We start from the raw sequence: 19,779 nt of genomic DNA on the forward strand, positions 1-19,779 counted from the left end.
CGCTGGCAGGGTTTCAGAAGGCGAGCTTCATGGCGATCGGGAAGAGCAGGGGCGCGGTCGCGGCGATCGCCCTGGGAATCGGCGCGGCGGTGGCCGCGACGGGGGCCTTCGCCCACAACGAGCCCATGCCGAAGGGGCCGATGAGCGCGGGCGCGCGGGCGGCCCACCAGCGCCACGCCAATTTCGAGAAGCTGGGCGCGGCCTTCAAGGCGCTGAACGACGAGCTGCGCAAGGGCAATCCGAACGCGGCGACCGTACAGGCCCAGACCAAGACCATGGCCAGCCTCGCCACCGCCCTGCCGACCTGGTTCCCGCGCGGGAGCGGCGTCGAGGCGCGGCCGAAGAGCGAGGCCAAGGCCAACATCTGGACCGACGCCGCGGGCTTCTCCGCGGTCGCGTCGGCGATGCAGGTGCAGGTCTCCAAGCTGAACCAGGCCGCCCTCAGCGGCGACATGGACGCCGTGAAGGCCCAGGTGCGGCCTACCGGGGCGTCCTGCAAGGCCTGCCACGACAAGTACCGCCAGCAGAAGGACTGAGGCCTTGGCGTCCCCCGAGGCCGGCGTGCGGGCGAAGCTCTGGGACGCGCCCGTCCGCATCGTCCACTGGCTGCTGGTGGTGCTGGTCGCCTTCTCCTGGTGGTCGTCCGAGGACCACCTGAACTGGCACCGGTGGAGCGGCTACGCGATCCTCGGGCTGGTGCTGTTCCGCATCTACTGGGGTTTCGCCGGCGGCGGGGCGGCGCGCTTCGCCAGCTTCGTGAAGGGGCCCGGCGCCGTGCTCGCCTACGCTCGGGGCCTGCCACAGCGGGCGGCGGCCGCCGTGCCGGGGCACAACCCCCTCGGCGGCTGGAGCGTGATCGCCATCCTGGCCGTGCTGGCCGTGCAGGTGACGACGGGGCTGTTCGCGGTGGACGTGGACGCCTTCGAGGCGGGACCCATGTCGGACCGGGTCAGCTTCGAGACCGGGCGGGCCATCGCCGAGGTCCACGAGCTGAGCTTCCGCGCGCTGCAGGCGCTGCTCGTCCTGCACGTCGCCGCGGTGCTGTTCTACCTCTTCTACAAGCGCACGAACCTGATCCGGCCGATGGTCACCGGCTGGCGGACGTTTCCGCAGGACCCGGGCCTTGCGGGGGCGCCGGCGTGGCGGCTGGTCGTGGGCGTCGTCCTCGCCGCCGCCATCGCCTGGTTCGTGTCGAAGGGCCTGCGGCTCTAGCCCCGATCAGCCGCGTCGCGCAGGCAGGTCAGCCAGGCGTCCTCGCGCGCCTTCTCGGCCTCGCGCAGCTTGGACTCGGCCTCGCGGACCGCCGCGTCGTGCTTGCGCCATTCGCCGACGGCTTCCTCGCGGGCGGCGCGGGCGGCCTCCATCGTCGGATAGCGGGCCAGGACCGCGCGCGTGGAATAGCTGACCGGCGGGCCGACGGTCTCGCGGTCGGGATAGAAGCCGGTGATCGAGTCGCCGGATTCGCTCTCGATATGGAACACGTCCGCCCACCCGGCGTGGTGACGCATCAGGGCCCAGGGACGTTCGATCCGTTCGCTCACCGATATCTCCTCATCGAATCCGCTTCTCGACGATCGGGCTTAGCCTTAGCGCGCCCGACCCCCGCCTCCAACGCCGCAGCGCGAATTCGGCTTCCATTCCGCCGCGTCGCCGTGACAAAGCCGGGGACCTGTTGCGTGACATCCCCAGACGAGCGTTTCCTTGTCCAAGATCATGATCGGCCGCCAGTTCTGCGGCCCCCCGAACTCCGGCAACGGCGGCTATGTGTGCGGCGTCCTGGCCGAGGGCCTGGAGGGGCCCGTCACGGCGGTGCTGCGCGCGCCGATCCCGCTGGACGTGGACCTCGACCTCGAGCGCCAGGACGGCGGGACGGTGCTGACCGGAGAGGGCGGCGGGCTGATCGGCCAGGCCGGGGCCGCGCGGACCGAGCTGCCCGAGCCGCCGCCGGCGCCCAGCCTCGAGGCCGCCCGCGCGGCCGGCGCCCGGCACATGGGCCACGCCGAGCGCGTTCATCCCATCTGCTTCACCTGCGGCACGGCGCGGGAGGAGGGGGACGGCCTGCGGGTGTTCGCCGGGCCCCTGGAGGGCGCCGCGCCGGGCGTCGTCGCCTGCACCTGGCGGGCGCACGAGCGCTTCGCCCGTCCCGACGGGACCATCGCCCAGGAGGTCGTCTGGGCCGCCCTGGACTGCCCGGGCTACTTCGCCTGGGTCGAGAAGGAGGGCCGCCACGGCGCTCTTCTGGGCACCATGACCGGCGAGGTCCTCAAGGCGCCGCGCGCGGGCGAGGAGTGCATCCTGGTCGCCTGGCCCATCGCCAAGGAGGGACGCAAGGAGACGGCGGGGGTGGCGCTCTATTCGTCGGACGGCGAGCTGCTGGGCCGCGCGCACCAGGTGTGGATCGTCATCGGCCCCGCGCCGGGACCCGCCCCGATGAAGGCCGCCGCCGAGGCCTGACCCATCCGCCGGGACCTTGCGCCCGGCGGGCGCAGGCTTCACCTTCCCGCGCCCAGGGAGGGACGGCATGCGTGCAGCTTCGGTTTCTGACTTCCGCGAACTCGCGCGGCGCAGGCTTCCGAAGATCTTCTTTGAGTACATCGACGGCGGCTCCTACGCCGAGGTGACGCTGAAGCGGAACGTCGAGGACCTGGAGGCTATCGCCCTGCGCCAGCGGGTCATGAAGGACATGACCGAGCTGTCTATGACGGTGGAAACGCTGGGCCAGACCCTGGCCATGCCCGTGGGCCTCGCGCCGGTCGGCATGGCGGGGATGTACGGCCGGCGCGGGGAGACCCAGGCGGCGCGCGCGGCGGCGGCGGCCGGCGTGCCGTTCTGCCTGTCGACCGTGGGCGTCTGCTCGGTGGAGGAGGTGGCCAGGACCGGCACGCCCCCCTGGTTCCAGCTCTACATGCTGAAGGACCGCGGCTACATGCGCGAGCTGCTGGCCCGCGCCCACGAGCTGGGCTCGCCCGTGCTGGTGTTCACCGTCGACCTGCCGATCCCCGGCGCCCGCTACCGCGACGTCCGCTCGGGCTTCACCGGCGCCGGCAAGCTGGAGGCGGTGCTGAACCAGGCCTGGGACGGGATCACCCATCCGGCCTGGACCTGGGACGTGTTCGTCCACGGCCGGCCCCACACGTTGGGCTCGGTCGCCGGGGCCGTGCAGGAGGGCCGCCGGGTGACCGACTTCCTGGTCTGGATCGCCCGCAACTTCGACCGCTCGGTCACCTGGAAGGACCTCGACTGGGTGCGCGAGAACTGGGACCGGCCGATCGTGGTCAAGGGCGTGCTCGACGTGGAGGACGCGCGCGACGCGGTCCGGGCCGGGGCGCAGGGCGTGGTGGTCTCGAACCACGGCGGCCGCCAGCTCGACGGGGTGAAGTCCTCCATCGCCTCGCTTCCCCGGATCGCCGACGCCGTGGGCGGCGAGCTGGAGGTGTTCATGGACGGCGGCGTGCGCTCGGGCCTGGACGTGCTGAAGGCGCTGGCCCTGGGTGCCAAGGCCTGTTTCGTCGGCCGCCCGTGGGCCTATGCGCTCGGCGCGGGCGGCGAGGCGGCGATCGGCAAGATGCTGGGCCTCATGCGCTCCGAGCTGGCCGTGGCCATGATCCTGACCGGCTGCAACGACGTGCGGCGGGCCGGGCGCGAGCTGCTGGACATCTAGCGCGCCGTCATCTCGCGCGGGGTCTGGGCGGCCACGCCGCTCGGCCGATGGGCGCCGAGGCCGGTGCGGAACAGCTTCATCATCGGCTTCTCGGCCAGGTGATAGGCGATCAGGCCCGCGACCACGCCGGCGACGATCGAGGCCGAGAACAGCAGCGCCGGGGCGGTGACGCCGACGACGGCGAGCAGCCGGAAGGTCGCCGAGATGGCCAGGCCGTGCACGAGGTAGAGTGAGTAGGACGCATCGCCGATCACCCGCAGCGGCCAGAGGCTGGGGATCGGGCCCTGGCGTTCGACCGTCACGGCGCCGGCCACCAGCAGCAGGGCGGGCAGGCCCCATAGGAGGACCCGGGCCGTCGAGACGTCGGTCCCGGCCAGGGTGACCGCCGTGAAGCCGGCCAGGCCCGCCGCGGCCAGCGCCCAGCCGATGCGCGCCGACGGCAGGCGCCGCTCGGACCACAGCTTGCCCAGCCAGACGCCGGCGCCGAATTCCAGCAGGATCGGGTCGGTGTAGGCGGCCACCAGCGGATTGGAGGCGTCCAGCAGCGGCCGCACGGCCACCAGCGCCACCAGCGCCGCCGACACCAGCCACGGCCGCAGCTTCGCCGGCGCCAGAAGGCCCGCAGCGAACAGCAGGCAGAAGAACATCTCGTAGTTCAGCGTCCAGCCGGGGACGATCAGCGGCGCGATCAGTCCCTGCGGGTCGCGGTAGGGGACGAAGAACAGCGACTTGATGAGGGCCTCGGCGGTCACCTGCATGGCCGGGAAGGCCGCCGGTACCGCGAGCGCCACGCCGGCCACCAGCAGGGTGACGCCCCAGTAGAGGGGCACGATCCGCTGCACCCGCCGCAGCAGGAAGTCGCCGGGGCCCGGGCTCTTGCGGCAGGTGACCACCCACATGATGAAGCCCGAGATCACGAAGAAGACGTCCACGCCCGCGGCGCCCACGCCGAAATGGCCGCCTGCCCGTTCGGCCGCATGGAACACCAGCACGCCGAAGGCCGCGATCCCGCGGAGGTACTGGATGGAACGGATCTCGCCGGGAGCCTTCTGGACCGGCCCGACCGCGGGTTGAGACATGGACTGGAACACCCCTCCGCAACTGCAAGGCTGCCGCGGTTCCAAACGGGCCGTCGCGCGTTTGGTTCGCATCCACACGCTTCAGCTTTGAGGGGGCGCGCACGTGAAGCTGGCCTACTTCGTCCACGACCTGACCGATCCGGCCGTCACCCGACGGGTTCGGATGCTGAAGGCCGGCGGGGCCGAGCCGGTGGTGCTGGGCTTCCGGCGCGCGGACGCCGCGCCCGAGGCCCTGGAAGGCTGCGCCACGGTGGACCTGGGCCGGACCTACGACGCGCGCCTCGGCCACCGCGCCCGGCTGACGGCCCTGGCCGCGCTGCGCTCGGGACGGTTCCGCAAGCTGCTGGAAGGCGCCGAGGTTGTGCTCTGCCGCCAGCTCGAGATGCTGGCGGTGGGCGAGGCGGCCCGCTGGACCTGCGGCCTGAAGGCGAAGCTGGCCTACGAGGCGCTCGACATCCACCGGATCATGCTGGCGGACGCCGGCAAGGGCCGGGCCATGCGGGCCGTCGAGAAGGCGCTGCTGAGGCGGTCGGACCTGCTGATCGTCAGCTCGCCGGCGTTCGTGGACTCCTACTTCGCACCGGTGCAGGGCCTGGGGCGCGACCTGCGCACCCCCGTCATGCTGGTCGAGAACAAGGTGCTGGAGCTGGAGGGGGCGGGCGGCGCGCCGCTGGGACCGCCCCCGGCCGGGCCCCCCTGGCGCATCGGCTGGCTGGGCGCGATCCGCTGCCGGCGGAGCCTCGACATCCTGACCGGGCTGGCGCAGCGCCGCCCCGACCTGCTGGAGGTGCGGATCTGGGGGCGGCCGGCCCATGTGGAGTTCGCCGACTTCGACGGCCAGGTGGCGGCCACGCCCAACGTGAGCTTCGGCGGCCCCTACCGGGCGGCGGACCTGCCGCTGCTGTACGGCCAGACGCACTTCAGCTGGGCCATCGACTTCATGGAGGAGGGGCTGAACTCGTCCTGGCTGCTGCCCAACCGGATCTACGAAAGCGGCCGCTACGGCTCGGTCCCCGTCGCTCTATCGGGCGTGCAGACCGGCCGCTGGCTGGCGGAACACAGCTTCGGCGTGCGCCTCTCGCGGCCGGAGGATCTGGAGGGCTTCCTGGAGGGGCTCACGCCCGAGCGCTACGCGGCGTTACGGCGCGAGCTGGAGGCGCAGCCCCGCTCTGCGTTCGTGGCCGACGCCGGCGACTGCCGCCGCTTGACGGAAGGGTTGAGAAACCCGCAACCGGCCCTTGGTTCCAACGGCCAAGCTATTGATTCCGCATCATCAAAATTGGCGGCCTAGACCCGCAGCGGGGCCGGAACGGAATCCCGGGCGCATGGTTTAAGCCGCGTCGACCGCGGAGCTTTCCGCGCGGTCGGCTCTGGTCGAATTTCTCGGATGCGCCCCCGACATGTTGAGTTCCAAGCCTACGCCCGAACCTGAGTGGGAGAGGGACGAAGCGTCCGGTCCCGAAGCGCGGGACCGCCGCGCGTCGGAACCGCGATCGTTCGCGCCGCTCGCCGCCCGCCGCGCGGGCCTCGGCGAGGCCGAGGCGCGCTGGCCGCAGGCCTGGGACGCCATCTCGTCCGAGGCGCTGATCCGGATGCCCGCCGCGGCGCGCGATCTCGAGAACCGGGCCGAGAACCGGGCGGTGATCGTCATCCCGGCCCTGAACGAGGCGGCGGCGATCGCCGGCGTGATCGAGCGGATCCTGGACGACGCCGGCCTGGTCGAGCCGCTGGTCCTGGTGGCCGACGGCGGCTCCACCGACGGGACGCGCGAGATCGTGGCCGAGATCTCCGCGCGCGACCCGCGCGTGCGGCTGCTGCACAACCCGGGCCGTCTGCAGAGCGCGGGCGTGAACCTCGCGGCGGGGATGATCGAGGCCGACGACCGCGCCTGGATGGTGCGGGTGGACGCCCACGCCGACTATCCCCCCAACTACGTCTCGACCCTGATCGCCGAGGCCCGGCGCACCGGCGCCTCGTCGGTGGTGGTCTCGATGGACACCAAGGGCGAGGGCGCCTTCCAGCGCGCCGTCGCCGCCGCCCAGAACTCGATCCTCGGCACCGGCGGCTCGGCCCACCGGCTGGAGGGCGAGGGGCGCTGGGTCGACCACGGCCACCATGCCCTGTTCCGGCTGGAGGCGTTCGAGACCGTCGGCGGCTACGACGAGACCTTCAGCCACAACGAGGACGCCGAGCTGGACCTGCGGCTCGGCAAGGAAGGCGGCCGCATCTGGCTGACCGACAAGGTCCGCATCGGCTACCACCCGCGCTCCACGCCGGGCGCGCTGTGGAAGCAGTACTTCAGCTACGGCAAGGGCCGGGCGCGGACGGTGCTGAAGCACTTCACGCCGCTGAAGGTGCGCCAGGCCCTGCCGCTGGCCGTCGCGCCGGCCGTGGTCTTCCTCCTCGCCGCTCCGTTCTTCTGGGCCATGGCCTTGCCGGCGCTGATGTGGATGGCCGCCGCGCTGAGCTACGGCCTGCTGCTGGGCGTGAAGAAGCGCGATCCCGCCGCGCTGCTCTCGGGCGTCGCGGCCATGATCATGCACCTGGCGTGGTCGGCCGGCTTCTGGCGGCAGCTGTTCGGGGATCGGCCCGATCCCGCACCCCTCGAGCGGCACGAGCCGCTGCTGGTGCGGCGGCCCGCGGCGCCATGACCGGCCAGGCGCCCCTCGTCTCGGTCGTCACCGCCAACTACAACGGCGCGCGCCACCTCGCGCCCGCGATCCGCTCGGTCCTCGGCCAGACGCTCGGCGAGCTGGAGCTGATCGTCGCCGACGACGCCTCCACCGACGACAGCCTGCAGGTGATCGCGGAGGCCGCGGCAGGCGATGCGCGGGTGCGCGTGCTGACTGCGCAGCGAAACGGCGGCCCCGGCGCTGCGCGCAACCGCGCGCTCGCCGCCGTGCGCGGCCGCTATGTCGCCGTGTTCGATTCCGACGACCTGATGGCCCCCGACCGGCTGGAGAAGCTGGTGGCGCGCGCCCGCGGCGACCATGCCAACATCGTCGTCGACAACCTGCACGTCTTCCAGGACGGCGGCGAAGCGCCGTGGAAGCCGTTCCTCTGCCAGAAGGCCTGGGCGCACCCGCGCTGGATCACCCTGGCCGACTACATCGAGGCCGGGCGCATGTACTCCAGGCAGCCGGGCCTGGGCTACCTCAAGCCGCTGTTCTGCGCCGAGGCCCTGCGGGGCGAGCGCTACCGCGAGGACCTGCGCATCGGCGAGGACTACGACCTGGTGCTGCGGCTGCTGGCCAAGGGAGCCACGATGCGCTTCGTGCCCGAGGCGCTCTACCGCTACCGCAAGCACGGCGCCTCGATCAGCCACGTGCTGCGGCGCGAGCACATCGAGCAGATGCTGGCGGCGGACGCGGCGCTGGAGGCGGCGCTGCGCGAGCAGTGCGAGGCGGTTCGCCGGGCCCAGGCCAGACGCCGGCGCTCGCTGGAGACCGCGCTCGCCTACGACCGCGTCATCTGCGCCCTGAAGGCCAGGGACGTCCCGCAGGCGCTGGGAACCTGTGCGCAGGAGCCCGCCGTCTGGCCGTTGCTGGCCATGCCGGTGAAGGCGCGGCTGAAGCGCCTGGCCAGCCGGCTGCAGCCGGCCTGATCCCCAAGCTAGACGGCTTCCGGAACCGCTGACGGCGCGGCGCCCTTGGCGTGCGCGCGGGCGAAGCGCCTGGCGTCGTCGATCAGCCGCCCGCGGGCGAGGGCCAGCACCACGGCGCCGTAGACGGCCCCGCCCAGGGCGATCATCGCCACGAGCCGCGCCAGGTCCGGCAGCGAGGCCAGCAGCGGCTCGGCGGCGAACAGCGCGCCGGCCATGACGGCGGCGCCCGCCAGGCCGGGGAGGAACGCGCCCAGCAGCCGGCGGCGGGGGATCCGCAAGTCGCGGGCCAGCACCTCGAGATAGGCCAGCATCACCAGCAGGATGGCGCTCCCGATCGCCGCCGAGGCGGTCTCGACGCCGAAGCGGGCGGTGACGGCGATCGTGCCGATGGTGGTCGCCCCCGCCAGGGCGGTCATCCGGAACTGCAGGTGCGAGCGGCCCAGGCCCATCAGGATCGCGCCCATGACGAAGCAGTGGGCGAAGCCGAAGCCGGCGGCCGTCAGGTGGGTGAGCACCGGCGCGGCGTCATGCCACTTCTCGCCCAGCACCAGGGCCACGGCGAGGGGCGAGATGATCGCCAGGCCCACGAAGGTGGGGGCGAGCACCGACGAGGCCAGCCGCAGGGCCGAGACCGCCAGGTCCGCCGCCTTGCCTCGCGCGCCGTCGTGGGCCGCCCGCGAGACTGCGGTGAAGACGTAGAGATAGAGCGGCCCGGAGATGATCAGGTCGGGCACCCGCACGATCTGGTAGGCCATGGCGTAGTAGCCGAGCGCCACGGTGCCCAGCACGCCGCCGACGATCAGGTTGTCGACGTTGCGCGAGACGAAGTCCGACAGGTTCGCGCCGACGGAATGGACGCCGAACCGCACCAGGTCACGCACCTCGGAGGGGCGGAAGTAGCGGCGGATCCGCGGCCGGGCGTTGAGGTTCACCCAGGCGAACTTGCAGACCCACATGGTGAGCTGCTGGGCCACCAGGCTCCAGGCGCCGGCGCCGTTGAGGGCCGCCGTCAGGGCGACCGCGGCCGAGGCCACAGTGGAGATGAAGTCCCCGCCGGCGAAGACGCCGAACCGCCCCTCGCGGATCACCCGGGCGTTGGCGACGGCGGTCAGGCCGCTCATCACGAGGATGGGCGAGAGGGCCATGATCAGCCACGGCAGCCGCGGCTGATCCAGCACCAGGGCCAGCGGCCAGGCCAGGGCGCAGGCCAAGACCGAGAGGGCGAGGCCGAGGCCGCCGGCCAGCCAGAAGACGGTGGACTCCAGCTCGGTCGTCACCTCCTGCCGGCGGGCCAGCGCCTGGCTCATGCCGGCGTCGGCCAGCATGTTGCAGAACAAGACGAAGGGGACCGCCAGGGCGACGAGGCCGTACTCAGAGGGGCCCACCAGCCGCGCCAGGATCGGCAGCATGGCGAGCTGCACGCCCATGCGCAGGACGTTGGAGCCGCTGAGCGCCAGGGCCCCCAGGGCCGCCGGGTCGAACCCGCGCCTGCCGCGCACGCCCGCCAGGCTCACGGCCGCTCGTCCGGACCGCGCAGGAGGCGCAGCGAGCCGGGCGCCGGCGCCGGCCGCGTGTTGGCCCACCCAGCGGCCGAGTAGTCCACGGGCTCGAGCCGGATCACGTTCGGCGAGCGGTAGGGGACGCGCGCGGCGCGGGGCGCCTTCACCCGTCCGAAGGCGGCGCCCAGGGCGGCGAAGGCCAGGACGGTCGAGAAGTAGAACGGGGCCACGCCGATGCTCTCGATGGGCGTGCGCGCCAGCTGGTAGAGCAAGAGGCTGATCCAGCAGACGAGGGCGATCGACGGGCGGACCACGAAGCGGCGGACCAGGGCGATCACGCCCACCAGGGCCACCGCCGCGGTGAGGATCAGGCCGATCCAGCCCACCGTCACCAGCAGCTCGACGGCGGTGTTGTGGAAGGTGAAGCCGCCGCGCTCGTCGATGCCGAAGTAGCGCCAGAGCCCCTCGGCGTCGATGTTCCCCTGCAGCCAGAAGGCGTAGTAGCCGCGGCCCAGCAGGGGCTTTTCCTGGATCAGGTCGGCGGCGCGGTACCAGAGGTAGGTGCGGCCGGTCAGGGTCGGGTCCTTGTCGAACACCTGGGCGCCGACCTCGATCATGGTCTGGGCGAGCCAGCGGTAGGAGAGGCCGGCGGCGATCAGGCACAGGGCCACGGCCGCGGTGAGCCAGGCGCGGACCGCCTTGCCGACGGCCAGCAGCGGCGCCAGGGCGAGCATGGCGCACGCGCCCATGGCCAGGCCCAGCAGGGCGCCGGCCGAGCGGGCGGCGAGCACGACGTAGAGGTCGAGCAGGATGGCGGCCGCCGCGATCACGATCCAGAGCGGCCGGCGGTGGCGCACGCCCAGCATCAGCGTGGCGATCGAGATGATCATCCCGCTGGAGGCGATGTCGCCCAGCAGGTTCTTCGAGCCGCTGAGGCCCGAAAAGGCGTAGCCGCCGGCGCCCACGCCTACGGCCACCGAGCCGCCGAAAGCGATGGAGGCGGCGACATAGGTCAGGAACGCCAGGGTGAGGCCGCGCAGCACGGCGAACTGGTCGCGGGCCGAGGACAGGAGCAGGCCCGCCAGCACCGTCAGGCCGAACTCGATGGCGTACTTGAAGGTCTCGCCGGGCGCCTGGGACCAGAGCACCGAGAAGAGCGCGAAGGCCGGGACCAGGAAAAGGAACAGCCGGGGCCACATCACCTGCAGCAGCCGCTCGCGCCGGACGAAGACGTACAGCGGAATGACCGCCGCCACGGCCGCGGCGCCCAGCGATCCGAGCTGGGCGATGAACAGCAGCGGCAGGAACAGCAGGAAGGCGAAGACCCCGTCGGGATCGAGCCGGAGGCCGCCGATCCGCCAGCCGATGTCGGGCTGGGCCGCCGCCTCGGCGCGCTCGGCCACGAGGCGCTCGTCCACCAGCCGCAGGACCTGGGCGGTCCTCTGCTCGCGGCGGTTCGGGCCGGGGGAGACCGCCTCGGCGTCGCCGCGCAGGCGGCGGGGGCGGACGTACGAGGCGCCTTCGTCCGTGTCGCGGATGCGGCGACGGCGCGGGCCGCCCATGTCCCAGGTGGTGCTCATCGGGCGAACCTGTAGGCGCGGATGTAATCGATGGTGAGCCGGGCGGGCAGCGGCGTGGAGGCGTCGGGCTCGCCGGCCCAGTCCCCGCCCGAGGCGATGTTGGCCAGCATGTACATGGGCTTGTGCATGTCGGCCGGCGTGCGCTCGCGGCGCACCTGCCGCCCGTCGATGAACCAGGTCACGTGCTCACGGTCCCAGGCGACGGCGTAGGTATGGAAATCGCCGGGGGAGACGCTGAGCTCCCGCCCTTCGATCTTCGCGGCGTTGGAGTGATAGGTGACGTAGACCTTCGAGGGATCGCCCACGCTCTCCATGACGTCGATCTCGGGCGGCCAGGACAGGTCCTTGGGCAGCAGCCAGAACGCCGGCCAGATCCCCTTGCCGCGGGGCAGCTTCGCCCGCATCTCGAAGTAGCCGTAAGTCTGGGAGAACGACGGCTCGGTGGTGATCAGGCCCGAGACGTAGCGGAATCCGCCGAGGGTTTCGCGATGCCGCGCAGGCGCCCGGTCGAAGCGGATGGAGAGCTTGCCGTCGCCGACCTCGAAGGGGTTCAGGCCCAGCGCCGGTCCCCGGCCGCGGTGGAGCCCGGGCGGCTCGTGGTCGCCGTGCCGGCCCGGATGGCCGCGCATGTCCGGATCCACGTACAGCTGGACCTCCTTGTTCCACTTGAGCGTGCGCAGGTTGAAGTCGTCGTCGTTGTCGTCGCGCCCGTCGCGGAAGGTGGTGCGCCAGACCCCGCGGCCGCCGCGCCAGGGCCGGAACGTGTCGAACTCGTCGGCGAAGGTGAGCTCCAGCGGCCGGCCGTCGGGCGCCGCCTTCAGCGGTCCCGAGGCGGCGGCGGCCCGCTGGCATCCCGCGGCCGCCACGCCGGCGACGGCCAGGGCGGCGGCCGCGAGCGCGGCGGGGCGGGAGCCGGCGGGGAACATCTCGTGCGCTCCCGCGGGCCTTACGCCGCCGCGATGTAGTAGTTCTTGAAGTAGCCGTAGTAGTCGCTGGAGTCGCCGTAGCCGTACCGCGCCTGGCCCTTCACGTTGACCTTGGTCAGCAGCGCGCCGGCCACGTTCGCCCCGCATTCCTGCAGGATGTCGATGGCCGACTGGGCGGCGCGCAGCGGGGTCTTGTTCCACTGCACGAGGTACAGGACCCGGTCCGCCTTGGCCGCCAGGATGCGGGCGTCGGCGACGCCGAGGATCGGCGGGGCGTCGAGGATCACGTAGTCGAACCGCTCGGACAGCTCCCGCAGCACCTCGTCCGTCTTGGGGTTGGAGAAGAGGTCGTAGGGGATCGACTTCCCGGCCGCCGGCAGGACGAACATGTTGCTCTTCGGATCGTGCACCAGGGCCTCGGACAGCGGGACGTCGTCCTGCACGACCTCGACGAGGCCGACTTCCTTCGGACCCGAGAGCTTGGTCGCGCCGCGCTGGCGCAGGTCGCAGTCCACCAGCACCACGCTGGAGCCCGAGAGCGCGAGCGTGCGGGCCAGGCAGAACGAGGTCAGGCTCTTGCCTTCCCGCGGCACGGCCGAGGTCACGGCGATCAGCTTGGAGTCGTCGCCGCGGCTGGACACCATCAGGAAGGCCCGCAGGTTCCGGAAGGCCTCGGCGAAGCCCGAGAACGGATGGCTGACCAGGTATTCCGCCGGCTGCGCCTGGGGCCCGCGCAGGCCCTTCGGCTTGACCGACCGGAAGTCGGGCAGGACGCCGGCGAACGGCACGCCCAGCTCGCGCTCCACGTCGAGGCGCGAGCGCAGGTGCTTGTCCCAGAACTCGGCCATCAGGACCGCGGCGCCGGCGGCGATGAGGGCGGCGAGGACGGCCAGGGCGGCGCCCAGCTTCATGTTCGGCGAGGACGGCGCGGTCGGCACGGCGGCCTGCGAGTTGATCCGGGCGTCGGGCTGCTGGAGCGAGCCGGCGGCGGCGACTTCCTTGGCGCGGTTCAGATAGGCCTCGTAGATGGCCTTGGCCGCCTCGGCGCGCTGCTGCAGGGGCAGCAGGCCGACCATGGCCGAGTTGTTGGCCGCGATGCCGCCCTGGGCCGCGCCGCGGCTGCCGGCGAGCGAGGCCACCCGGCCGGCGGCGGCCGTGGCGTCGGCGCGCAGGCTGGACATGATCCGGTTGATCTCGGCCTGGATTTGGCCGCGGATGTCGCGCAGCTGGGCCTCGGTGCGCTTCACCTCGGGGTATTCGTCGGTGAAGTCGGTGCGCAGCTGGGCCAGCTTCACGGAGAGTTCGGCCTCGCGCTTGCGCATCTCCTTGATGGTTTCGGAGCCGAGGGCGGCGCCCACGTCCGAGCCCATGTTGCCGTTGCGCAGCTGGGCCTGGGCGGCGGCCACCCGGGCGGCCTTCTCGGCGGCCTCGGCGCGGGCGACGGCGAGCTGCTGGTTCAGGACCGAGACTTCCTGCTCGGCCATGGTCTGGCCCTCGCTCGAGAAGAGGCCGTTGGCGTTCTTGTACTCCTGGACGCGGGCCTCGGCGGCCTCGGCCTCGCGGCGCATCTCCTCGAGGCTGCGGCCGAGCTCGGTGTTGGCCCGGCTGACCATGGCGACCTTCTCGTCCAGCTGGCGGTCGAGGTAGGTGGTCAGGATGGCGTTGGTGATCCGCGCGGCCTTCTGCGGCGAGGTCGAGCTGGAGCCCACCTGCACGACATAGGTCAGGCCGGCGCGGCGCGCCCAGGTCCGGTCCTGCAGCGTGCGGGCGACGCGCGAGATCGTCCGCTCGTCGGGATTGGCGATCGGCGGCTTGGCCGGCGTCAGGCCGAACATGCCGGGCCCCTGCGAGGGGTTGTATTCCGGATCGTTGTACAGCTTCAGCCGCCGGACCACGTCCTGGTAGAGCGCCGGCGAACGCAGGATCTCCACCTGGGTGTCCACGGCGCTGGTGTCGGGCGGCAGCGTCCCCTCGGACTGGCGGGCGCTGGTCAGCTCGGCGTTGCGCGGATCGATCACCACCGAGCCCACGGCGGAGTAGGTCGGGGTCTTCAGGGCGAAGGCGCCCAGCACGATCAGGAAGACGACGCCGGCCACGCCCAGCCCGAGCTTGGCCCTCTGCAGCAGGATGCCGAAGAGTTGGCGCAGGTGCATGCGTTCGGGCTCGATGGGCCGGAAGGCCTGCATCGGATGCGCCGGCAGCTCGTGCGTGACGGGGATAAGCGTGCTCATGGGCGACCTGCGTTCGGGGGCTCTTGAGGGGTGGTCTGCGGGCGTCTCGGGGCTCCGGCGGGGCCCGCGGCCCACCCGGTCGGAAAACTAGCGGTGCTGATAACCCCGACCCCAACCGGCGGTTCCGCGGTCCGGGTGCGGTTGGGCGGGGTTCGCCTGGCGATGGGTGTTCGCGGCCACGGCGGGACGCCGGATCACCAGGCCAGGAAGCCCAGGAGCGGGAACACGCCCTGGAAGTTCTGGATGAAGCGGTTGCCGCTGGAGGTGTCGACGACCACGATGTCGTTACCGTAGATCTGCGGGTCCTCGGTCTTGCCCTCGCGGATGTCGTTCAGGTTGAAGGTGGCCGCGTGGCGCTTGCCGCCCACCTGCCGGAAGACAGCGACCTTCTTCACGTTGGCCAGCTTCTGGTCCGGTCCGCCCCCAAGAGAGACCGCCTGCAGCAGGGTCGTGGGGCCGGAGAGGGGATAGACGCCCGGCTTGTTGACCGCGCCGTCGATCGTGACCCGCTGGCTCTGGGCGTTCTTGACCGTCACGATGACCTGCGGGTCCTTCATGTACTTGGCCTTCAGGGCGGCCTCGACGTCTTCCGAGAACTCACCGGGCGTGCGGCCGCCGGCCTGCAGCTCGCCGACGAGCGGCAGGATCACCTTGCCCCCGGCGTTCACCTGGACCTCGCGCTTGAGCTCCTCGATGCCGAAGACGTTCACCTCCAGCACGTCCTGGGCGCCGATCCGGTAGTCGGCGGCGGCGGGGGACAGGAGGCCCGCCGAATCCGGCGGGGGCAGCTTGCTCGCAGCGAAGGCGAGGGTGGGGGCGGCCGACGCCAGCAGCGCGGCGGCGGCGAGCGAGGTGAGATGCCTGCGCATGATGGGGCTCCGTGGAATCGCGACCAGACGATTTCGAATGCGCGCCGGGCGCACATCCGCGCCCATCAACTCGCGGGGGCTCGCGGCCGTTCCCCGGCCGCCGCCAGGATCAGTAGAGTTGGAGCTCGCGCCAGCCGGCGAGCCTGGCCACGACGCCGGCGTGGAGCGCCCCCCGAACCAGCCAGCGCCCGCGGCGGGCCGGAGAAAAGGCGCTGGCCGCCGCGCCGGCCAGGCACACGCCTCCCTTGGCCGCCGCCAGGCCCGACTGGACCAGCCGCCCCGCGGCGCCCGGAGAGCGACGGCGCAGGCGCGAGCCATGGGTCTGGCCGGTGCGGAAGCTGCGCTTGAGCAGCCACTTCAGCGAGGCCCGCTGCTCGGGCACCGGTTCGAAGGCCAGGGCGTCTGGGGCGTAGCCGATCGTCCCGCCGGCGTCGGTCAGCCGGTAGAAGAAGTCGTCGTCCTCGCCGCCCTGACGGCCCAGCGCGAGATCGAACCTGAGGCCAAGACGCTCGACCGTCTCCCGCCGAACGAGCACATTGCCGGCATAGCCCTTCAGGATCCGCCCGCCCGCCTGCACCGGACGCGTGGAGTGGAAGTCGCCGGCCGCCATCCACGGCGGCGCCTGCGGGCCGTAGACCGCGCGGACCGGCCCCAGCACCGCATCCCAGCCGCCGGCCTCCGCCTCGGCGAGGAGGGCGGCGAGCCAGCCTTCCGAGGCGGTCTCGTCGTCGTCGATGAAGGCGAGGAAGGGCGCCTCCGCCGCCTCGAGGCAGGCGTTGCGCGCCAGGGAGATGTTGCGCGCGGGGGCATGCACGTAGGCCACCTCCAGTGCCAGCGCCTTCGCCGCGGCCAGAACCCGCGCGCGGGCCTCGGGCTGTTCGTCGTTGTCGGCGACGATCACGCGGACGCGGACGTCCGGCGCCAGGGCCTGGCGGGCGATCGAGGCCAGGGTCTCGGCCACGGCCGGGCGGCGGTAGGTGCAGACGGCGACGTCGACGGTCGTGGCGGCCAAGGCTCCCCTCCAAGCTTCGCCGCCGGAATGCCGCCGGGCGCGGCCGGTTCCCCGATCACGTTTCCGCCATCGCTGCACTGGCCCGCCGGCTACGGCGGAAACCCGAGCCCTTTCCGCGTGTTGAGCAGCAGTGGTTGGAGGACGGGAGATGCACGAGCCGCGGTCGTTCGCCTATTCGCTGAGCCAGAGCGAAACGGGCTGGCGCTGGAGCGTCTATGACGAGGACGGCGTCACGGTGGCCGGCGGAGCGGACGTGAGCCGCGCCGCCGCCCAGGCGGCCGTGGAGACGATGCTGAGGGGCGCGGCGGTCGCGCCGCCTTCGACCGTCGAGGCCTGAGCGAGGCCTGAGCGGCCGGAGCCTTCAACCCATCTGCGGCGGACGATCCGCGCGACCGCGCGCGCGGTCGCGTCGGCCTGCGCCGTGGTCAGGAACGGGGCCAGGGACGAGGCCAGGGACGGGGCCAGGGACGGGGCCAGTACAACAGTCGGTGAGCGCCGACCGGTTCTTCGAATTGCTCCGGAACTTAGCCGCACGGCCGCGGGTTGTTCGGCTCGTTTACCGGGCCCTAGCCCGACCATCCCTTTCGCCAGAGTGCTCATGTCCGAAATCGTCTTCGCGAACCCGACGACCGTCCGCTCGCACGCGCCGGGGCTGTCCCTGGACGGGGCGGCCACCACCACGATGAACGTGACGATCGCGCTCGCGGCGATCCTCTTCCTCGCCCCGCTGATGATCGTGGTCGCCCTGCTGATCTACGCCCAGGACGGCGGGCCGGTGGTCTTCGCGCACAAGCGGCTGGGCCGCGGCGGCAAGCACTTCAAGTGCCTGAAGTTCCGCTCGATGGCCGTGGACGCCGAGGCGCGGCTGGCCGAGCTGCTGGCCCGGGACCCGGCCGCCCGCGCCGAGTGGGAGAAGGATCACAAGCTGCGGCAGGACCCGCGGGTGACGAAGCTGGGCGCCTTCCTGCGCAAGTCGAGCCTGGACGAGCTGCCCCAGCTCTTCAACGTGCTGCGCGGCGAGATGAGCCTCGTGGGGCCCCGCCCGATCGTCGACGCCGAGGCCGCCAAGTACGGCCGCCGCTTCCGCCACTACTGCGCGGTGAAGCCGGGGATCACGGGCCTGTGGCAGGTCAGCGGCCGCAACGACACCAGCTACCGCGCCCGCGTGGCCATGGACTGCGTCTACGCCGCGCGCCGCAACGCCATGCTGGACCTCAAGATCATGTTCGCCACCGTGCCGGCGGTGCTGCTCAGCCGCGGTTCGTATTAGAAGGGGCGTATGCCGATCCGACACACGAGGGCGGCGGCGGCCGTCCTCTGGGGATTCCTGCGGCGCTTCGAGACGCGCGCCCTGCTGCTCTTCATCGGGGCGGTCGGGGCGCTGTGGGCGTTCTTCGCCATCGCCGACGAGGTGGACGAGGGCGAGACCCGGGCGCTGGACGAGCGCCTGATGCTCCTCTTCCGCACGCCGGGCGACCTGAACGACCCGGTCGGACCGCGCACCTTCGAAGAGGCGGTCAGGGACGTCACCGCCCTCGGGGGCTTCACCGTCATCACCCTGGTGACCGTGGTGGCGGTCCTGGCGTTCCTCTTCCACCGGCGGGTGCGCCACGCGGCCGTGCTGGCTGGGGCGGTGGTGCTGGCGGTGATCTCCAGCGAGGCGATGAAGGCGATCTACGCGCGTCCCAGGCCCGAGCTCGTGACGCACGGCAGCTACGTCTATTCCGCCAGCTTCCCGAGCGGCCACTCCACCTTGTCGGCGACCACCTTCCTGACGCTGGCCATCCTCATCGCCAGCCTCGAGGGGCGGCGGCGCACGAAGGCGCTGGTCTGGACACTGGCGCTGGCGTTGCTGGGCGCCGTCGGGCTGAGCCGCGTTTACCTGGGCGTCCACTGGCCCAGCGACGTCCTGGCCGGCTGGTGCCTCGGCGCGGTCTGGGCGCTGGGCGCCTGGATCGTCCTGCGGTGGATCGGCGGGCGCGTCCGCGGCTAGGCGAAGCCGGCGAGGTCCGGCGCGCGGCCATCCCAGCCCGACACGCGCTCGAAGGCCGCGCCCAGGGCCACGACCGAGGCCTCGTCCCGCGGCCGACCCAGGATCTGCAGCCCCGCCGGCAGGCCCTCGCCGGTGAGGCCGCAGGGCACGCTGATCCCCGGCAGGTCGAGGTAGTTGGCCGCCCGCGTCAGGCGGCTGAGGGGCGAGACGGTCTCGTCCACCTCGTCGATCGGGGGCGCGGGGATGGGGCAGGTGGGCGAGAGCAGGCCGTCCCAGCCGGCGATCCAGGCGTGGAAGGCGGCCTGGTCCTCGGCCCGGCGGCGGTGGACGTCCTCGAGACGCTGGTCGGTGACGTCGCGGCCGGCCTCGAAGCGGCGGACGATCCAAGGGTCCATCACCTCGGCATGGCGCTGGATGCGCTCGCCCCAGATGCGCCAGCCTTCCCCGGCCATCAGCAGGCCATTGGGCGCGAAGGACTGCTCCAGGGCCGAGGGCGGGCGCACCATCTCGACGGCGACGCCGGCCGAGCGCAACCGCTCGATGGCCTCGAGGTAGAGGCGGCCCACGTCGGGGTGGACCTCGCCGAGGTCGTCGAGGGGAATGGCCGCGACGCGGCGTCCGCGCACATCCATCGACAGGGCGGCTTCGGAGTCGAACGGCTCGCGGACGGCGGCCGCGCCGTCGGGGCCCGAGATGGCGGCCAGGGCGCGGGCGGCCATCTCGACAGACCGCGCGAGCGTTCCCACGGTGTCCAGCGCGGGGCTGAGCGGATGGACGCCGCGCAGGCTGACGAGGCCGCGGCCGGGCTTCAGCCCCACCACGCCGCAGACCGCCGCCGGGATGCGCACCGACCCGCCGGTGTCCGAGCCGAGGGCGGCGTCGCAGAGCCCCGCCGCGACCGCCACGGCCGAGCCCGAGGAGGATCCGCCGGGCGCGCGGTGGACCTTGGGATCCCAGGGATTCCAGGGCGCGCCCACGGCCCGGTTGGTGCCCCAGCCGCCATAGGCCAGCTCCACCGTGTGGGTCTTGCCGACCGCGCTCCAGCCGGCCTGCAGCAGGCGCTCGACGGCGCGCGAGTGGCGGGTCGGGCTGGGGTCGAGCGGAACCTGGGCGCCGCCGCCGGTGGGCACGCCCGCGACGTCGAACAGGTCCTTGATGGCGAAGGTGGGCCCGTCCAGGTCCTCGCCCAGGAGCGGCGGATCGAAGACCCGCACGAAGGCCTTCAGCCGGGGATCGTAGGTGCGGATGCGGGCGAGGGCCTCGGCGGGGGTCATGCCCCCTTATCGCCGACCGGCGGTCGCGAAACCAGATGACGCCTGCGCGGC

General features: G+C 72.5%; 19 protein-coding genes. 10 read left to right on the forward strand and 9 right to left on the reverse strand.

The features are described from left to right. Positions 1-29 precede the first annotated feature (29 nt). Both PHZ_RS06285 and PHZ_RS06290 read left to right on the forward strand, forming a co-directional pair. Positions 30-536 (forward strand): c-type cytochrome, encoded by a 507-nt coding sequence (locus tag PHZ_RS06285; RefSeq protein ID WP_012521698.1) that lies wholly within the window; start codon positions 30-32, stop codon positions 534-536. Between the two features lie 4 nt (positions 537-540). Further along, positions 541-1,212, forward strand: coding sequence for a cytochrome b/b6 domain-containing protein (locus PHZ_RS06290; protein WP_012521699.1), 672 nt, complete (start codon positions 541-543; stop codon positions 1,210-1,212). Here the strand turns inward: PHZ_RS06290 and PHZ_RS06295 are convergent. Beyond that, positions 1,209-1,541 (reverse strand): hypothetical protein, encoded by a 333-nt coding sequence (locus PHZ_RS06295; protein ID WP_041373286.1) that lies wholly within the window; start codon positions 1,539-1,541, stop codon positions 1,209-1,211. The genes PHZ_RS06290 and PHZ_RS06295 overlap by 4 nt on opposite strands. A gap of 160 nt (positions 1,542-1,701) precedes the next feature. Between PHZ_RS06295 and PHZ_RS06300 the strand changes: the two genes are divergently transcribed. Beyond that, the gene (locus PHZ_RS06300; protein WP_012521700.1) at positions 1,702-2,454 is read left to right on the forward strand and encodes a hypothetical protein; all 753 of its coding nucleotides are present in this window, start codon (positions 1,702-1,704) and stop codon (positions 2,452-2,454) included. 67 nt (positions 2,455-2,521) lie between these two features. Then, positions 2,522-3,661, forward strand: coding sequence for an L-lactate dehydrogenase (locus tag PHZ_RS06305; RefSeq protein ID WP_012521701.1), 1,140 nt, complete (start codon positions 2,522-2,524; stop codon positions 3,659-3,661). On the opposite strand, the gene PHZ_RS06310 is transcribed toward PHZ_RS06305, so the two are convergent. Beyond that, complete coding sequence (locus PHZ_RS06310) at positions 3,658-4,740, reverse strand: acyltransferase family protein (RefSeq protein ID WP_012521702.1); 1,083 nt, start codon at positions 4,738-4,740, stop codon at positions 3,658-3,660. The two genes, PHZ_RS06305 and PHZ_RS06310, sit on opposite strands and share 4 nt — an antisense overlap. A gap of 103 nt (positions 4,741-4,843) precedes the next feature. Here PHZ_RS06310 and PHZ_RS06315 point away from each other — a divergent pair, with 103 nt between their 5' ends. The 3 genes from PHZ_RS06315 (at position 4,844) to PHZ_RS06325 (ending at position 8,344) form a co-directional block, all read left to right on the forward strand. Beyond that, entirely contained in the window at positions 4,844-6,031 is a 1,188-nt protein-coding gene (locus PHZ_RS06315) for a glycosyltransferase (RefSeq protein WP_012521703.1), read from the forward strand. Between the two features lie 109 nt (positions 6,032-6,140). Further along, positions 6,141-7,391: a glycosyltransferase family 2 protein gene (locus PHZ_RS06320; RefSeq protein WP_236611875.1), complete on the forward strand. Its 1,251-nt coding sequence runs from the start codon at positions 6,141-6,143 to the stop codon at positions 7,389-7,391. Further along, positions 7,388-8,344 (forward strand): glycosyltransferase family 2 protein, encoded by a 957-nt coding sequence (locus tag PHZ_RS06325; RefSeq protein WP_012521705.1) that lies wholly within the window; start codon positions 7,388-7,390, stop codon positions 8,342-8,344. The genes PHZ_RS06320 and PHZ_RS06325 overlap by 4 nt, the downstream gene beginning before the upstream one ends. 8 nt (positions 8,345-8,352) lie before the next feature. Here PHZ_RS06325 and PHZ_RS06330 read toward each other — a convergent pair whose 3' ends face one another. The 6 genes from PHZ_RS06330 to PHZ_RS06355 all read right to left on the reverse strand — a co-directional run bounded on the left by PHZ_RS06330 (position 8,353) and on the right by PHZ_RS06355 (position 16,461). Next, positions 8,353-9,858, reverse strand: coding sequence for a lipopolysaccharide biosynthesis protein (locus PHZ_RS06330; RefSeq protein ID WP_148216808.1), 1,506 nt, complete (start codon positions 9,856-9,858; stop codon positions 8,353-8,355). Continuing rightward, positions 9,855-11,423, reverse strand: coding sequence for an O-antigen ligase family protein (locus PHZ_RS06335; RefSeq protein WP_041373287.1), 1,569 nt, complete (start codon positions 11,421-11,423; stop codon positions 9,855-9,857). Before PHZ_RS06335 ends, PHZ_RS06330 begins: the two co-directional genes overlap by 4 nt. Next, entirely contained in the window at positions 11,420-12,349 is a 930-nt protein-coding gene (locus PHZ_RS06340) for a glycoside hydrolase family 16 protein (RefSeq protein WP_049758160.1), read from the reverse strand. Before PHZ_RS06340 ends, PHZ_RS06335 begins: the two co-directional genes overlap by 4 nt. 20 nt (positions 12,350-12,369) lie before the next feature. Next, positions 12,370-14,580 (reverse strand): GumC family protein, encoded by a 2,211-nt coding sequence (locus PHZ_RS06345; RefSeq protein WP_049758161.1) that lies wholly within the window; start codon positions 14,578-14,580, stop codon positions 12,370-12,372. A gap of 194 nt (positions 14,581-14,774) precedes the next feature. Next, positions 14,775-15,449, reverse strand: a complete 675-nt coding sequence (locus PHZ_RS06350) for a polysaccharide biosynthesis/export family protein (RefSeq protein ID WP_049758162.1) — start codon at positions 15,447-15,449, stop codon at positions 14,775-14,777. 109 nt (positions 15,450-15,558) lie between these two features. Continuing rightward, on the reverse strand, positions 15,559-16,461 hold the full coding sequence (locus tag PHZ_RS06355; RefSeq protein ID WP_012521710.1) for a glycosyltransferase: 903 nt from the start codon (positions 16,459-16,461) through the stop codon (positions 15,559-15,561). A gap of 148 nt (positions 16,462-16,609) precedes the next feature. Between PHZ_RS06355 and PHZ_RS06360 the strand changes: the two genes are divergently transcribed. The 3 genes from PHZ_RS06360 to PHZ_RS06370 all read left to right on the forward strand — a co-directional run bounded on the left by PHZ_RS06360 (position 16,610) and on the right by PHZ_RS06370 (position 18,454). Next, complete coding sequence (locus PHZ_RS06360) at positions 16,610-16,798, forward strand: hypothetical protein (protein ID WP_041373288.1); 189 nt, start codon at positions 16,610-16,612, stop codon at positions 16,796-16,798. Positions 16,799-17,059: 261 nt separating this feature from the next. Further along, the gene (locus PHZ_RS06365) at positions 17,060-17,731 is read left to right on the forward strand and encodes a sugar transferase (RefSeq protein WP_148216809.1); all 672 of its coding nucleotides are present in this window, start codon (positions 17,060-17,062) and stop codon (positions 17,729-17,731) included. 9 nt (positions 17,732-17,740) lie between these two features. Continuing rightward, complete coding sequence (locus PHZ_RS06370; protein WP_012521712.1) at positions 17,741-18,454, forward strand: phosphatase PAP2 family protein; 714 nt, start codon at positions 17,741-17,743, stop codon at positions 18,452-18,454. Here PHZ_RS06370 and PHZ_RS06375 read toward each other — a convergent pair. Continuing rightward, entirely contained in the window at positions 18,451-19,728 is a 1,278-nt protein-coding gene (locus PHZ_RS06375) for an amidase (protein ID WP_012521713.1), read from the reverse strand. The two genes, PHZ_RS06370 and PHZ_RS06375, sit on opposite strands and share 4 nt — an antisense overlap. Between the last annotated feature and the right edge of the window lie 51 nt (positions 19,729-19,779).

The sequence above is a fragment of the Phenylobacterium zucineum HLK1 genome (genome assembly GCF_000017265.1).
GTDB classification, from domain to species: Bacteria; Pseudomonadota; Alphaproteobacteria; order Caulobacterales; family Caulobacteraceae; genus Phenylobacterium; species Phenylobacterium zucineum.